This is a genomic window from Methanolapillus ohkumae (assembly GCF_032594355.1).
In the GTDB taxonomy this organism is placed as follows: Archaea; Halobacteriota; Methanosarcinia; order Methanosarcinales; family Methanosarcinaceae; genus Methanolapillus; species Methanolapillus ohkumae.
In genome coordinates, this window is sequence record NZ_CP131061.1 from 566,594 (window position 1) to 581,505 (window position 14,912).

The 14,912-nt window shown below is 38.8% G+C and carries 15 protein-coding genes; 9 read left to right on the forward strand and 6 right to left on the reverse strand.

Translation table 11 applies throughout. The annotated features are described in order from the left end of the window. Nucleotides 1-84 precede the first annotated feature (84 nt). From MsAm2_RS02250 to MsAm2_RS02270, 5 genes are all read left to right on the forward strand, one after another. Nucleotides 85-1,209, forward strand: a complete 1,125-nt coding sequence (locus MsAm2_RS02250) for a transglutaminase-like domain-containing protein (protein WP_338098195.1) — start codon at nucleotides 85-87, stop codon at nucleotides 1,207-1,209. Nucleotides 1,210-1,347: 138 nt separating this feature from the next. Then, on the forward strand, nucleotides 1,348-1,707 hold the full coding sequence (locus tag MsAm2_RS02255) for a DUF3788 family protein (RefSeq protein WP_338098488.1): 360 nt from the start codon (nucleotides 1,348-1,350) through the stop codon (nucleotides 1,705-1,707). A gap of 306 nt (nucleotides 1,708-2,013) precedes the next feature. Next, nucleotides 2,014-3,003, forward strand: coding sequence for a hypothetical protein (locus MsAm2_RS02260; RefSeq protein ID WP_338098196.1), 990 nt, complete (start codon nucleotides 2,014-2,016; stop codon nucleotides 3,001-3,003). A 50-nt stretch (nucleotides 3,004-3,053) separates the two neighbouring features. Next, on the forward strand, nucleotides 3,054-3,500 hold the full coding sequence (locus MsAm2_RS02265; RefSeq protein WP_338098197.1) for a hypothetical protein: 447 nt from the start codon (nucleotides 3,054-3,056) through the stop codon (nucleotides 3,498-3,500). A gap of 138 nt (nucleotides 3,501-3,638) precedes the next feature. After that, nucleotides 3,639-4,028, forward strand: a complete 390-nt coding sequence (locus tag MsAm2_RS02270; RefSeq protein WP_338098198.1) for a hypothetical protein — start codon at nucleotides 3,639-3,641, stop codon at nucleotides 4,026-4,028. Nucleotides 4,029-4,135: 107 nt separating this feature from the next. Here MsAm2_RS02270 and MsAm2_RS02275 read toward each other — a convergent pair whose 3' ends face one another. Further along, nucleotides 4,136-5,443 carry a geranylgeranyl reductase family protein gene (locus MsAm2_RS02275; protein ID WP_338098199.1) on the reverse strand — a complete coding sequence of 436 codons (1,308 nt, stop codon included), beginning with the start codon at nucleotides 5,441-5,443 and terminating at the stop codon, nucleotides 4,136-4,138. 195 nt (nucleotides 5,444-5,638) lie between these two features. Between MsAm2_RS02275 and MsAm2_RS02280 the strand changes: the two genes are divergently transcribed. The 3 genes from MsAm2_RS02280 to MsAm2_RS02290 all read left to right on the forward strand — a co-directional run bounded on the left by MsAm2_RS02280 (nucleotide 5,639) and on the right by MsAm2_RS02290 (nucleotide 9,629). Then, the gene (locus tag MsAm2_RS02280; protein ID WP_338098200.1) at nucleotides 5,639-6,163 is read left to right on the forward strand and encodes a hypothetical protein; all 525 of its coding nucleotides are present in this window, start codon (nucleotides 5,639-5,641) and stop codon (nucleotides 6,161-6,163) included. Between the two features lie 151 nt (nucleotides 6,164-6,314). After that, nucleotides 6,315-6,815 carry a hypothetical protein gene (locus MsAm2_RS02285; RefSeq protein WP_338098201.1) on the forward strand — a complete coding sequence of 167 codons (501 nt, stop codon included), beginning with the start codon at nucleotides 6,315-6,317 and terminating at the stop codon, nucleotides 6,813-6,815. 975 nt (nucleotides 6,816-7,790) lie between these two features. Further along, entirely contained in the window at nucleotides 7,791-9,629 is a 1,839-nt protein-coding gene (locus MsAm2_RS02290; RefSeq protein ID WP_338098202.1) for a DEAD/DEAH box helicase, read from the forward strand. A gap of 158 nt (nucleotides 9,630-9,787) precedes the next feature. Here the strand turns inward: MsAm2_RS02290 and MsAm2_RS02295 are convergent, their stop codons facing one another. Genes MsAm2_RS02295 through MsAm2_RS02305 form a run of 3 tightly spaced genes read right to left on the reverse strand, consistent with a single transcriptional unit; the run spans nucleotide 9,788 to nucleotide 11,797 of the window. After that, a complete protein-coding gene (locus MsAm2_RS02295) occupies nucleotides 9,788-10,453 on the reverse strand; it encodes an ABC-2 transporter permease (protein WP_338098203.1) in 666 nt (221 codons plus the stop codon). 2 nt (nucleotides 10,454-10,455) lie between these two features. Beyond that, the gene (locus tag MsAm2_RS02300) at nucleotides 10,456-11,421 is read right to left on the reverse strand and encodes an ABC transporter ATP-binding protein (protein ID WP_338098204.1); all 966 of its coding nucleotides are present in this window, start codon (nucleotides 11,419-11,421) and stop codon (nucleotides 10,456-10,458) included. After that, the gene (locus tag MsAm2_RS02305; RefSeq protein WP_338098205.1) at nucleotides 11,414-11,797 is read right to left on the reverse strand and encodes a GntR family transcriptional regulator; all 384 of its coding nucleotides are present in this window, start codon (nucleotides 11,795-11,797) and stop codon (nucleotides 11,414-11,416) included. Before MsAm2_RS02305 ends, MsAm2_RS02300 begins: the two co-directional genes overlap by 8 nt. 173 nt (nucleotides 11,798-11,970) lie before the next feature. Here MsAm2_RS02305 and MsAm2_RS02310 point away from each other — a divergent pair, with 173 nt between their 5' ends. Beyond that, nucleotides 11,971-12,624, forward strand: a complete 654-nt coding sequence (locus MsAm2_RS02310; protein WP_338098206.1) for a hypothetical protein — start codon at nucleotides 11,971-11,973, stop codon at nucleotides 12,622-12,624. A gap of 15 nt (nucleotides 12,625-12,639) precedes the next feature. Here the strand turns inward: MsAm2_RS02310 and MsAm2_RS02315 are convergent, their stop codons facing one another. Beyond that, a complete protein-coding gene (locus MsAm2_RS02315) occupies nucleotides 12,640-13,272 on the reverse strand; it encodes a GNAT family N-acetyltransferase (protein ID WP_338098207.1) in 633 nt (210 codons plus the stop codon). 503 nt (nucleotides 13,273-13,775) lie between these two features. Then, nucleotides 13,776-14,912, reverse strand: a complete 1,137-nt coding sequence (locus MsAm2_RS02320; protein ID WP_338098208.1) for a coiled-coil protein — start codon at nucleotides 14,910-14,912, stop codon at nucleotides 13,776-13,778.

The following is a 14,912-nucleotide window of genomic DNA, read 5'->3' on the forward strand; positions in this document are numbered from 1 at the left end:
AACAGATGAATATTAAAAATGAAAAATTAAAATTTAATTAAAAATGAGAAATTAAAACTTAAATTAAAAAACCGAGGTTTCATCATGGGAAAAGCTTCAAAAATGATTTTCCTTCTTCTTTTTGTCATCGTCCTTGCGGTCTTGGTATTTTATGCCGCCCCCTTTTTCGAAAGCGGCACAAACAAAATCCCGTTTCCGGATTTGAATTCATCTTCATCTTCCAATCCGGCCGGCCCTGTGTCACCGGACAAAATCAATGACCCTGAGCGCGTCAACTATTTTAACAACCAAAAGGATGAGCCCGGTTATTACACACGCACCTACACTTGGAAATATGACAACCAAACTTGGAATTATACGATTTCCATTCCAATTGAAACGTATGACCTGTACCGAAACAAATCCCACGTTCGGGCGGATTATTCCCAATATGCGCTGTCTCAAGACGACCGTGAAATTCTCGGACAAATGACTCACGCGTTTCAAGCGCAAGGGGAACAGTACAACTATACGGATGATCAAACCGTCGGAAACATTATCGCATTTATTCAGTCCATGCCGTACAGTTCCGACAGCGTCACCACCGGTTTTGACAGCTACCCGCGCTATCCGGTCGAAACGCTGGTCGACGGCGGCGGTGACTGTGAAGACAGCACAATTTTGGCGGCCGCGCTTTTGCATGAACTTGGATATGATACGGCTCTTCTTGGATTTACCGGCCATATGGCGCTGGGCGTTGCCGGAATGGACGATATGCCGACGGATGCTGTCTCTTTTGAGCGCAACGGAAAATACTACTACGTGGAAACCACGTCTTCGGACTATGCGATTGGAGAAATGCCGGCTGGCGTGGACGCTGGCAGCATTCATATTTACAAAATGAATATCGGCGCAAACCTGGAAGTGATGGTCAGCCGGGAACTCGTGGAGAAAGGAGAGACAAGCGCCATTCATGAAGTGATTGTCACAATTAAAAACCGGGGTCCCAACCCGGCGGAAAACATCACGGTTGAAATGAATGGATTGTTTTCCAAATCAAGCAAAATGTCCGACGAACAAAATATCGGAACGATTGGCGTGAATGAAACAAGAAAAGTCACGTCCACGTTTACGGTTGCCCGCGGGCAGTGGGTGGAATTTCGGGGAACGGTTTATGGCAGCAATTTTGAAACCGTGGATCTCATTTTAACGCCGTTTGAGCAGGAATAAACAAATTTAATTCAAACAAAAACTCCGGAACAAATGCAAGAACTTGCAAAATGTTTCAGAAACAGGAAGTGAAATATTTGTCAGAAATTCAAGTTTTAAGAGATCCGAAATATTTCCGTCCGATGATGTTTTAAAAAAATCCTTCAAAACAACTACCAAATCTATGCGGATTTGATGAAAGCGATCACCGATCCGGAATTCCATCTTACGCCGGAATGGCATTATTACAAAGACGGAAAGAGTTGGCTTTGCAAAGTTGTTCATAAGAAAAAAACGGTCTTTTGGCTGTCGGTTTGGGACGGATTTTTTAAGACAACGTTTTACATGACCGAAAAAATCCGAGGGGGAATCGAAAACCTTTCGATAGATTCAAAAATTAAGAACGATTTCAAACAAAGCAAACCGATTGGAAAATTGATTCCGTTGACCGTTCGCGTTGATGAAAAGAATTTGAAAGATGTTCTTTTGATTGTAGATTTTAAAAAAAAGTTGAAATAATTGAAAATAACCAAACAAATTTATTTCGATAAAATCATTTAATCGAAAAAGATTCAATTTTGAAGAAACAGACGTATTTTTTTCAATCGTATACGAAATACTTTCAAAAAGACTTACCAATTTACATACATCTGAATATAATTTTATGTTGAGAAAATCTACTCACATCCAATATTGACAATTTGCTGTTGTCAATATTGGTTTAGATTGTGAGTGAATTCAAGTGTAGTCACCTTTAGAATTCACTCCTTTCTCTGATTTTCTATTACATAAATGTTTGTAAATCTGTAAGGAGGAACTTAACAAATGAAAAATAAACTTATTCGTTTAGTTTGTATTTTTCTTATTTTAATAACATTAATTGTTCCAACTGTTGCTGAAACAAATAATGAAATGAAAAAAACTGAACAAAAGGATGTTTTGAAAGGCATTGATTTTGATTCGCCTGATTTTAATTATGAAAAACTGACAGATATTCAAAAGCGGGCATTAAAAGAAAAATCCGATAAGTGGATTGAAGATCATACTTTTAATGTAACAGTTACAACAAATTATAAAACGCAAATAAAAAATTCTAATACAAACGAACTGATTGTAGAAGAAATATATCAAAGCAATGATCCAAAATTTAATGAAATGTTTGGAACAAACAATATTTTATCAAAAAAAACATATTTGATTGACAATAAAAATAAATTAATTAATTTTGAAGGAAATATGGTGACCTTAGATGTTTATACGAAAGAATCAAAAACTGAAATACTTGTTGTGACAACAGGTTCAGATCCTTATAATTGGAAGGCCGTTGGGTATCCATATCCTGATTATTTATGGAAAGTTGTTGACCCGAATTATCCAGGAGGTGGTCTTTACATAAGAGCCGATCCTGTCAATATGATGTGGCAAAATACTTCAGCATCGATCGTAAAAACGTTTATATTATCCAAAACAAATTGGACAGGAGTCATAACTATAGAATATGATTATCGTGTATACGATCCATTTACACAGACATACATAAGAAGTCAAAGTGTTGCTTCGAACCCAATTAGGCCCACTGGTGGTTACCATGTTCGAATATATCAAATGCCTCAAGGATATGTTGTTGCTGGAGCACATGAAGATAGCAGTTCTCCCCATCAGGCGATTGCTTTTGAACCTGTTGAGAAATACATTGCGGGTCTTTTTTCTGGAAATTCAAGTTGGTCTGTAAGTAACAATAGTACCTATTTGAATAATAGTTGTTCATCTCCTGCATATAACAATGGATATGCAACAGTAATCAAAAGGCAATGACATAAATTAGTTCCGATAATTTTATCGGAACTAATTTTCCAGGTGTTTTTATGAAAATAATAGAACAAAATAATTCCATCCGCATTCTGCTTTTTATTTTATTTGTTGTTCTTTTTCTTATTATTATGTTGCCCGATATCCACTTTGAAAATATTTTTCTCACTCTATTGCTTTTTGGCGGACCGGTTTACGGAATCTTATCCAAAGACAGATTCAAATCCACCCTCCTCTCCGTGTCTTTCCCAATCATTTTTGGCATCTTTACAATCATTTTCGGCTATCTGGACGGAAACGAAATATTTTCAAATATGAATTTGTTTGCGGAACTTTTGTACGTTTCTGCATTTGCCGGAATGACCGTCATCAATGGATTTAACGGATATTTTTCAGCGTTGGAAATGCCCGAAGAACGAACACAACAAGCTGTCCGATATGTATTAATAATCTGTCTCGGAATTGCGAATTTCGGATTTTTTTTGTGGATGGGAATCAATTAAAAACGGAATAAAACCGAAATTAAAAACAAAATTAAAAACTCAAAAATAAGAAACAAAAAATTAAAAAATGGAATCGACAACATGAAATATTTCAAACCTACAAATCAAAATAATATCCAAAATAATATCATTTTATTTGTGATACTTTTAGCGATCGGTTTTGCAAGTGTCATCGCTTATTATTTTGGTCCGCTGTCCCAAAGTATTCTTCCGGCCATCGCTGCCGCATTTTTTTATGTATTTGGAAGTTTGGTTTACGGTCTGCTTTCCAAAGGCACAGCCAAATCGGCTCTTTTTGGTTTCGTCTTGACACTTCCGTTTTTATATGTTTTTCGAAATTCTTCTGTTTTTTTTCTGGCGTTTGCCATCCCATTTGTACAAGCAGCCATTGGTTATTATTCATCCAAAAATGAATCCGATTTGGATGTAAAAGGATTTTATTATCTGGCTTTGGTTTTTTTAATGATTTTGCTTGTTTTTATGACACCGCTCATCTATTTTCCATTAACAAATTTGAAAAAATCGTAAAAATAAACAATAAATGATAAAATGAAAAATAATAAGGGCAACCGGCATGAAATATAATCCGTCCAATCCAACCAACATTTACATCATGAACCGGCAAATTTTTCGGTTCATCTCAACAACAAATTCAGCCCGGTTTTCACCGGTTTTGGCAAATCGCCGCACTGCATGGCTTTGAGCCGGTCCGCCGGAAGCAATTTAAAAGCGGCATTCATGAGCTTGTCCGACACAATAAATTTGTCCATCAGTTTCCGAGCTTGGACGGTTGCCAAAAGTGCGTCGCCAAACTGTTCCCGCCAAATGGAATCATATTCCAAAACCGAGAAGCCATTCCCGGAGTTTTGTTTTTGAATCTGTTTCGCCGCCACTTGTCCCGCGATTTTCCCGGCGGCAAGCGCAAATGGAATGCCGCCACCGTTTGTGGCCATCACGTGTCCCGCCGCGTCGCCGGCCACAAGCGCGGTTTTTGCAGCCGTTTTGGGCGGCGCGCCCGCCACCGGAATAATCCCGCCGGTTTGCGCGGTGATGGTCGCGGATTTTAATTTTTGGGACGCGATTGGATGTTCCAAAATGAATCTGTCCAAAAAAGCCTTTGCCGACAGTTTTTCGGACATCGTTGCCGGCGTTTTTTCAGAACAAAGAGACCGGCGAAGGCCGAGTCCGACATTGGCTTTTCCGTTCCCTTCCGGAAAAATCCAAACGTAGCCGCCCGGAACATACCGGTTTCCAAAATACATGTCCAGCGTTTCCATGTCGGTGTCCACGTTTTCCATTTTATACTCAAAACCGATTCCCCGCTCATAAGGCGCGCCGGAATTTGTTTTCTCCGATTCCGAATGAACCAACCTGAAAGTTTTTCCGACAAAAGAGGACGGACCGTCGGCACCAATAATGATTTTCCCGAAAATTTCACGTTTGCGGGATTCACCGCCGGATTTGTCATCAGATTCGCCGCCGAATTGAATTAAAACAGACTCAAACTCTCCATCTTTTGTTTTTTGAATTTGGGTCACCCGCGCGTCTTGCAAAACATCGGCACCGGCCATCAGAGCTTGTTTTGCCAGCTGACAATCAAATCGCTCGCGGTCCAAAACAAATCCGCTGACGAGGAAGTCCTTTGAGTTTAAATCCGGGCTCGTGAGCCGTTGCGTCTTTGTTTTTGCCCGGATGCAATGTTGCGGGATATTTTTCATTTCCTCCGGCAAAACTAAGTCTGGGATCAGTTTTTCAATTTCGAAGGCTTCCGGAATAAATCCGGCGCATTGCATCGGCTTTCCAATTACTTTTTTTTTGTCAACCAAAAGGACACGGGCACCGTCAATTGCCGCATATTTCGCCGCCATTGAGCCGGCGGGCCCGGCGCCGACGACAATGATGTCGTATTCATTTTCAATGGATGACAAATTTGTAAAATTCATAAGAATCAATCACATACAATTGATTTTTATAATAAAATCATTTCGGAAGGATTAAATAATTACGAAAGTTTTGGAGAGATTGTTGAAAAAAAGGTGCAAAATTCAAAAGGTCCGGCAACTCAAAAATATTCCAAAATATTCAAGATGAATTCAAAAAAGATTCTAATTAAAATAAAAAAACAAAGGGTGGGGACTTTGGCGGACAAGGCTGTGATGAATAAATATTGCTGTTGTTATTGTCTCAATCCGAATGTCACCGTTTTGATAAATGGTTCGGTGACAGCTGTAAAAAATTATTCAGCAAATTGTAATGTCATCGGCATAACATTTGGGAAAAATCATATGAGCCAAATTATTCAATCTCCTGTAACAGTAAAATGTAATCTTTGTCATATGGAATATGAAATTCATTTGAAAAAAGAAGACCGAAAAACAATGCATAATATAATTGATAAAATAATGATCATGGATAATGAGATAAACCGTGATCGCTTTTCAAAAGCCCTTTGCCGCGAAAATATGGACTTTAAAAAAATGAAAGACCACGTTTATGGCTGTACCCTTCCAAAAATTCAAAATCGTTTATTCTATAGACAAAACTTTATAAAGAATAAAATCTCATACCATCTATTCATAAAAATAGAAAATGTTCGATATTGTACTCAAATTGTTTCCGGAAATAAATCTCAACCATATATTTTCAAAAGTTTTTCAAGATAGGAGGAGAGTATTTATGAATGAATTTATGAACGAAATTATGAATGTCCCGGTTTTTTCAAAAACAGGAGAAGACTTGTTTATCGAGTCCTAGATTCGGCTGAAAAACGAAACACGGACAATGATTTCCGAATATGATCTGGTCCTGAGTTTGTTGTACGCCGATGAAAAACCGATTGTCGGAATGAACCGCCTCATTCGTGAAATTTTTATTGTTTATGAATCTTTCAAGAATGATTCGAATTTATTGGTTCAGGATATTAATTTTCAATTCCACAAGTCCGGCCCAAAATGTGATGATTTGGCGGATACTTTGGTTTGTATGTATTTTTCAAGGGATATAGACCGCCAATTATTTGAAAAATCAAATGCGGAAGAATATAAGCTCTCTAATTCAGGCAAAAACCATATTTCTCAAGAATTTGAGTTATTTCCAATAAATGTTAAAAATAAGTTGTTAGAGACACGAAAAAAATTTGACCAATTAAAAGAAGATGAGTTTTTAAATTACTTATCAAAAAATCACGGCGAATATTTCAAAAGTTCAAAAAACGATAAGAAACGGAATTTTTCTTTGGACAAGAACATCTTGAATAAAAAAAGTAAAAACAAATGTAAAAGCAAAAACTCTGTTGCAAAACCTCTTTTAAGGTAAGTGCGGTGGGCCGGACAGCAAAATATTTTGATTGGTTCCTAATTCCAATCAGCCCGGCTCCGATTCAATCAGATGCGAAACGCATCTGATTGAATCGGATTGTTGAGGAAAAGGAATATGTTGGCGAAAGACGGCAGCAAACTGTAAAATTGGAAACGGATGCAGCAAACTATAAAATTGGAAACGGATGCAGCAAACTATAAAATTGGAAACGGATGCGGCAAACTGTAATCCGTAAACAAAAAAAGCAGCGGATATGATTTTTAAACATGAATTAAAAATCAAATACCGGTTTTTGTTGAAAATTTAAAATTTGCTGCCATAACGCACGTGGCGACAGCAATTCTAAAACCATAAACAGAATGCAGTTATGTTCAAATTTTTAAAAGATGCATTAAAAACCAGACCCGGTTTTTATTGAAATTTAAAAATTGGATACCATAACGCGCGCGGCAGCAGCACCCCTAAAACCATAAGCAGATTGCAGCAATACTCAAAACAGTAAATAATTGCAGCAACACTCAAACAAAAATTGAAACTGAAAAAAAGACGTTGGCGCCAACAATCCATTGGAGGCCGGTTGTCCCCCGCCTTAAAAAATTCCGATAGCGTTGTGTAGGAATTTTTTTAAGAAAGATTCATATAGGGGATTTATTATTGTATGTTTCTCTCCAGATAAATTTCTCTTCGCGTTGTTGCAAAGATTTAGGGAACAGATCTGGAAATTCGGGTTTTCAGATAATTTTAAGATTTCGGAAAAAATGCTTCCGATAACTTTTTTTATTATGTATTTCCCTCGACAGCGTATGAATCAGCGTTTTTGTAAACGCCCGTCCCTCTTAAACAAAGATGGAAAAAACGGATGAAAATGCTTTGGATGACTTTTCATTCATCCTTTCATTTCCTTTAATCCTGCAAAAAAGCAGTGTTCATAACGCACAACACACTTGCTTATGAAATCAAAAGGATTTTAAAATGACAAAACAAACTCAAACTCAAGCTCAAACCCCGACTTCAACGAAAGATTTTCAAATGACTCCAACGACATTTCAAGACCTTGGAATTTCCGACAACATCATTCAAGCCCTTCGGTTAAAAGGATATGAACATCCGACACCGATTCAAATTAAAACCATTCCTCTGTTTTTGACCGGAGAAGCCAACATTATCGGACAAGCACAAACCGGAACCGGAAAAACCGCCGCGTTTGGCGTTCCGATTATTCAAAATATCACGCAAAAAACAGGACGCGTGCAAGCGATTATTTTAACACCAACCCGCGAACTCGCGCTTCAAGTGTGCGAAGAAATGGAAACCTTTGGCGGCATTCGCAATCTTTCAATTATTCCAGTTTTCGGCGGTCAGCCGATTACGGTTCAACTCCGTGAACTTTCCGCCGGTGCCGACATTGTCGTCGGAACCCCGGGGCGCGTCATTGATTTAATTCACCGCAAACGCTTAGATATCTCCCACCTGTCCTATTTCGTTTTGGACGAAGCTGATGAAATGCTTAACATGGGATTTATCGACGACATCAAAGAAATTATCCAGCACACCAACGATGATAAACGGATGTTGTGTTTCTCCGCGACCATGCCCAAACAGATTCTCGGAATTGCGAAAAAATACATGGGCGACTATGAAATGGTGGCGGTTGAAAAAGTCAAAGACGGAGAATTGACGGAACAATTGTCGATTGATGTCCCGCCAGCTCTTAAATTCGAAGCGCTTTGCCGGGTCATTGATTCCGACCCCGATTTCTATGGCCTCGTGTTTTGCGCCAGAAAAGACACATCGGATGAAGTTGTCAACCGCTTGGAAGAACGCGGCTATGACGCCGATGTGATTCACGGCGACATTTTGCAGGAACAACGCCAACGCATTATGGAACGATTCAGAAAACAAAAATTAAAAATATTGGTCGCGACCGACGTTGCCGCCCGTGGAATCGATGTCAATGAACTCACCCACGTGGTCAACTACGACATTCCGCAAGACCCCGAATCCTACACGCACCGGATCGGGCGGACCGGACGTGCCGGAAAGACCGGAATCGCCGTCACATTGTTGACGCCGGCCGATTTTAGAAAATTCGCGTTTATCAAAAAAATTGCCGGCTTTGACGTCCGCCGGGTTGAGCTTCCCAATGCCGAACAAGTCGCGGAAATAAATCGGGAAAAATTAAAGAATGATTTGACTCTCTTGATTGATTCAGACTTTGTTGAAACCACTGATGCTGATCCGTTTTTGGAATTCGGGCAAATGCTTACGGAGTCCGGCCGCAGTTCCCAAGAAATTGTCGCGTGCCTTTTAAAACAAGCCTACGAAAACCGGATTCTTCCCCGAAATGATGATAAATATTTGGATGAAATGTTTGCCCAAATCCATAAAAAGAGACGGGACAGCGAAGAAGAGCCCAAGAAGAGAGGTCGTGGAAGCAGTTACGCCGATAAAGATTCCAAAGATTCCGGTCGAGGCAGACGGTCCGAACGCGGTTCAAGCACGGAACGCGGTGGCCGGGCGGATGGAAAAAGCGAAAAGAGACCCGGTCGGGAAGGAAATGCTGAAAAAAGACCAAGCCGGGACAAAAAAGAAAGCGGTTATAAAAAACCGTATTCTTCCGCAAAAACCGAAGGCAAAGAAGAACGGCGCGGGTATGTTTATAAAAAAGATGATGCTTCCGACGATGATTTTAAAATGGATAAAAAATCCAAAAGAGGAAGTGCTGGCAAAGGAAGCTCAAGCGGTTCCAACAAAGAATACGCAACGAAGCGGATTGAAAATAAAAAAGCGGCAGCCGGCGGAAAATATTAATTTTTCCGCTCTTTTTTGTTTTTGTGAAATGAGCAAAATCGGTTGACGATTTTGCCTTCATTTTTTATTTTTTTGGCGCTGCTGCACATTATGGCGGCAAATTTTATTTTTTCTAATGAAATTGCGGGTTCGGGCATTTTTTGATAAATTTTGTATTTTTACAAATCTCTTTTTTGATACAATTTGCATGAGACCCAACAGGATATTGCCAGGAATACAAATCCAAGTAGGACAGCTATTCCTCCGATGAGCATGATATTGGAGTCAGCCATTTCAATAACTGTTTCCATGTTTTGGATGAAAAACGGACTTATGATAATCAATCCGAAGATCATGAATAGCGGAAGCATCGCCATGAACTTAGCTTTTGTGTATCCGATTTTGAAATAAATTGGATATTGAATGGCGGCAACAGACAAGGAAATCGCAAGTAAAATGCATAGTGTAATGAAAACTTCCATCATCTCATAAGTGGTTTTGAAAAAATATTGCATTACAAGCGACAGCAAGAAAATCAAACTCATTCCGGCAATTTCAATGAAAAGCATAAAAACATACCGTCCGATGACAACATCTTTTCGTTTCAAGGACAAAGTGGAATACAAAATATCCATATTGTTTTTTTCGCCAATGGTAAATGGATAAGATGAAATGGTCACCAAACTAACCATAGCCATTGCCGCCAAAATAGAAACGGACCGTAAGAACAAAAAGAAAAGAACCAAAATCACAATCATCAAATAAAAAGATTTGAGGTAAGGCTTAATGGTGTAAAAATCCAAACGGGCAAACGCTCCGATTCTTTTCATTTCAATTTGACTCATTTTCAAACTCCCTTCTCTTTCTTTTCAACATTATTTTCAACAATATTTCCTGTATCGTTCTTTGTCTTATTCCGGATATTTTTCTCAATAAAGTCGCCGCCTATATTGAATCGAATGACAATGTCATCCAATGTCGCCGGCTCAACGACAACAGAAGCCGGCAAAAATTTCAAATCATTCACGTCGGTTAGTCCGTCAAATCCGAAATTATAATCCCGATAGCCAATGATTTTCTTTTTTTGATCGTCAGAAAGTGTATTTTGTTTGCCTTTGACAAGAACATATTTTTCAAGAAGATTGTCTTTCGTATCTGAATAAATAATTCGGCCGTCATTGATAAATGTGATGTAATCGGCAATTTTTTCCAAATCCTGCGTGTTGTGAGTGGAAAATAAAACTCCTTTTTTCTCATCCATGACAAAATTTTTCAAAATTTCCATGAGTTCGCTGCGGGAAACAGCATCAAGCCCGCTGGTTGGCTCATCCAATATTAACAAACCGGCGCCGTGCGACAAAGCAACGACAATCATGAGTTTCATCCGCATGCCACGGGACAGGCTCTTAACTTTCTTTTTTTTATCCAGCCCAAATTGGGAAAGAAGAGATGAAAACAAGCCCGAATCCCATTTTTCATAAAACGGGGACAAGGCTTTTTCAACATCGGTAATTTTCCACTCTTCCAAGTAAAAGGATTGGTCCATTACAATACCGATTTTGCTTTTGATTTCCGGCTCGTCGGCAAGATGATCTTTTCCAAAAACAGATATAGCTCCGCTATCCAGTGGAAGCATGTTTAAAATGGATTGGATGGTTGTTGTTTTTCCGGCACCGTTTTTTCCGATAAAACCCATAATAAAGCCTTCCGGTAAAGAAAAGGAAACATTTTGAAGAGAAAATCCGGTAAAATGTTTGGTCACGTTGTTTAATTCAAGAATATTATTTGGAATGGTATTTGAAACGTTATTCATAGTGATCTTCCTCCGACAGAAGTTTAAGCATTTCCAAAAGGTCGTTTTGGGTGATTCGGATTGTTTTTGCTGTCGAAATAGCTGCTATCAAATTATTTTCAATTTCCAGCAGTTTTTGTTCACGCAACAATTCCGGATTTTGTGGTTGCACATAGCAGCCCTTTCCTTGAACGTTTGCAACAAATCCTTCCTGCTCCAAATCCGTATAGGACCGCATAGTTGTGATCACACTGACATTAAGATCTTTGGCCAATTGCCGGATGGAGGGCAGCAAATCTCCCTCTCTTAATTCTCCGGAGTAAATGGCAGATTTGATTTGTTCCTTGATTTGTTCATAAATCGGAATTTTGACGATGTTGGAAATGATTATATTCAATGGATGTCGCTCCTGTCATTTCTGTTAATATTGTCTATAAACAGTATAATCTATATGAACATTTCGGATAGATTTATGCCAACGGGTTTATAAATTGCAAAAATATAAAACATAAAATCTTATAAAACTAAATTGAATTGTTTCGGAATTTAAAAGAATGGAGATGAAGGTTTTTGGGTAATTTAAAAGATTATCGAGAAAAGGAATTGACTTGGTACATTATCACAAATATTTTAATTCTGCTTCTTTTGTCAGGAATTTTTGATATTCATATGACAAAAGAAAGCATTGAACTCGTCACAATCTTCTTTGGGTTGTTATATTCCGCAGTCTTATCTGCTGTTTTTTATTGTTTTATTTTAGTTGTTGAAAGCTTGTTTAGTTCCGGCACAAAGGACAAAGTATTGTACATGAGACAAAATCTTCCGGGAGAAACGGCTTTTAGCGAAATGAATGAAAAAAATGTCGATAAAAGATTTACAAAAGAAGATGTTCTTAAAAAATATTCGGAAATCTATGATCAGATGCCACAAGACCTTGAGAAAAAACGTTCCTATGAAAACTCAAATTGGTATAAAATCTATAAAAAACACAGAACGGAGCCGATGATTGAAATGTCCCACCGGGAATATTTGTTGTGTCGGGACCTTTTCATTACAACAGCTTTTATGATCTTTCTTTATTCGCTCCTGACACTTCTGTTTCAGGTGATTGAGTTTGAAATCGTTTATTTAATTTATCTCGTGATTATGCTCGTAATCACATACATCGGAGCGCATCAAAAAGGCAAAAAGTTTGTCTATGATGTCATTGCGTCCGATCTATAAAATTAAATTGAAAAATCATTCGAACAGATTCGCTAAAATTTCAAACTCTTTTTGAGAATCCGTTCTCCTTTTTTCTTTCGGTGAAAAATTCAAATCAAATTTTTCCGCATCCGTCGGATCTATGTCAAAGGCGGCACTTTCAAAAAAACAACCGGAGATGCCGGACAAAGCACCGTCTTGTAGTTCCAAAGCCAGCATCGCTTTTGGAAATTTGCCGTCCGCCCGGCTGATTCCAAAGGCGGATGCCGCTTTAAATCCGAATTTTGAATAATAATCGGGATTGCCGTAAATGATAATTGCAGAAAATTTTTGTCTTTTTGCTTCTCTTTTAGAATACTCAATCAGCGCGGTTCCGATTCCCTGTTTTTGAAAATCCGGCAAAACAGAAACTGGACCAAATGTCAGGGTTGGAAATTCTTGACCGCTTTCATTGACAATTTTGGACCGGGTATAGACAATGTTTCCGACAATTTTGCTGTTGCAAACAGCGACGAAATCCAGTTCCGGAATAAAATCCGGTGACTTTCGCATTTGGTGAAGAAGAAATGGTTCGGTGCATCCGGGAACGTAAACATTCCAAAACGCTTCCCGCGTCAGTTCTTCGACAATTCGCTCGTCTTCTTTTTTTTCCAAACGGATTTGAATCATAATCTTTTCAATTGCGTTTTTCCATCATATTTATTTTGTGCACGGATTTTTTCACATTTTGCGGCAGGATGGTTTGCCGCCGCATACGTGCGTGACCGCAATCACTTTAGAAGATGAAAATCAAAAAACCGTCCCCGGGCTGATAAAAATAAAAACTCAAAAACCGTCCCCGGGCTGATAAAATAAAAACTCAAAAACTTCATCCGGGCTTGATAAAAATGGAAAACTCAAAAACCTCCTCTCGGGCTTGATAAAAATGGAAAACTCAAAAACCTCCTCCCGGGCTTGATAAAAATGGAAAACTCAAAAACCTCCTCCCGGGCTTGATAAAAATGGAAAACTCAAAAACCTCATCGAGCTGATAAACATAGAAAAACAATCACATTGTTTTATTGAAAAAAAGAAAAAAGAAAAGAAAAAAGAAAAGAAAAAAGAAAAGAAAAATGATTCGGAAATTCGAATCATTTTCATATCATATACAATATCACATAATATGTGCAAAATTATTTATTGAACTTAATGTCGCCTTTTTCAATTAAAGCACCCAAGTCTTCCAGGCTCAACCGGCCGTTTTGCTTGAGTTTTTCCTTGGCGGAATCATGGATTTTATCCACACGCTTTTCATCTTTTTCAGCTTGGAAGTCTTTTCCGCGCTCCAAATAAATGTCCAGTTCGCGCCGGGTGATTGCGATGGATTTTTTGAGCGGATCAATTTTCGCGGAAATCGGCTTAATCATCGCATAGCGCTCGGTGAGCCGCTTGTGGTAACCATCCGCTTCTTTTCGGAGCTCGTCCACTTTTCGGTACATCTCAATCATTTCAAGGTGATATTTTTGAGATTCGTCGGACAACTGCTTAATTTCGGCGGACAACTCATCGCTTTTTTGGTACATGCCTTTGTTAGATTCATAAAACTCCTTCATTTGGTGATGAAGAACATTGGCTTCTTTGGCGGCTTCTAACCGGACGGACAAATTTAAAAGCTTCTCAAAGGAACTCTTTTCATGCTCCAAATTGATATCCATTTCCAGGAACGTTTTGATTTCCGCGCGGTAACCCTTGGACAAGCCTTCAAATGTGCTTTGGGAAATTTTGTTGCATTCGTCCCGGCGGGCTTTCATTTGATTAATTTCTTCGGATTTGGATTTCGTGTCCGCCATTTCCGTTGTCCGGGAACCTTTAAGTTCGGCGATTTTTTGATTGACTTCGTCGCGTTTGTTCCGGCTGACCTGTGCGGTTTTGGACAAATCCCGAACCTGGGCGTTTAAAGCGTCACGTTTCTTTTTGAGGTCTTCCACATCTGCCCGGTGAAGTTTCAATTCTTTAAAGATGTTTTTGAGGGTTTTTTCATCCCGGTCTAAGGTTGTCCGGAGTTTGTTGGATTTGCTTTTCACTTCATTTTCCGTCATGGTTGAGACCGAGACTTTTAATTCGTTGAGACGCATTTCAATAAGTTCTTTGTCTTCTTTTAAAACGGCGGCTTCTTGTGCTTCTTGGACAGCCATCGCGTCTTTTTCCGTGAAATTTAATGTTTCAATTTCTTCCGCGGCAATTTCTTTGGAAACAGATAATTCGACGGGTTCGTTATTATTTTGGGTATTATCCATTTGAGTATTGTCAATTTGAGTATTGTCGGACAT

What these genes read in the sequence shown, in the direction of transcription:
- MsAm2_RS02250 (WP_338098195.1), top strand. Translation starts at nt 85, where the DNA reads ATGGGAAAAGCTTCAAAAATGATTTTCCTTCTTCTTTTTGTCATCGTC.
- MsAm2_RS02260 (WP_338098196.1), top strand. Translation starts at nt 2,014, where the DNA reads ATGAAAAATAAACTTATTCGTTTAGTTTGTATTTTTCTTATTTTAATA.
- MsAm2_RS02265 (WP_338098197.1), top strand. Translation starts at nt 3,054, where the DNA reads ATGAAAATAATAGAACAAAATAATTCCATCCGCATTCTGCTTTTTATT.
- MsAm2_RS02275 (WP_338098199.1), bottom strand. Translation starts at nt 5,443, where the DNA reads ATGAATTTTACAAATTTGTCATCCATTGAAAATGAATACGACATCATT.
- MsAm2_RS02290 (WP_338098202.1), top strand. Translation starts at nt 7,791, where the DNA reads ATGACAAAACAAACTCAAACTCAAGCTCAAACCCCGACTTCAACGAAA.
- MsAm2_RS02295 (WP_338098203.1), bottom strand. Translation starts at nt 10,453, where the DNA reads ATGAGTCAAATTGAAATGAAAAGAATCGGAGCGTTTGCCCGTTTGGAT.
- MsAm2_RS02300 (WP_338098204.1), bottom strand. Translation starts at nt 11,421, where the DNA reads ATGAATAACGTTTCAAATACCATTCCAAATAATATTCTTGAATTAAAC.
- MsAm2_RS02315 (WP_338098207.1), bottom strand. Translation starts at nt 13,272, where the DNA reads ATGATTCAAATCCGTTTGGAAAAAAAAGAAGACGAGCGAATTGTCGAA.
- MsAm2_RS02320 (WP_338098208.1), bottom strand. Translation starts at nt 14,912, where the DNA reads ATGTCCGACAATACTCAAATTGACAATACTCAAATGGATAATACCCAA.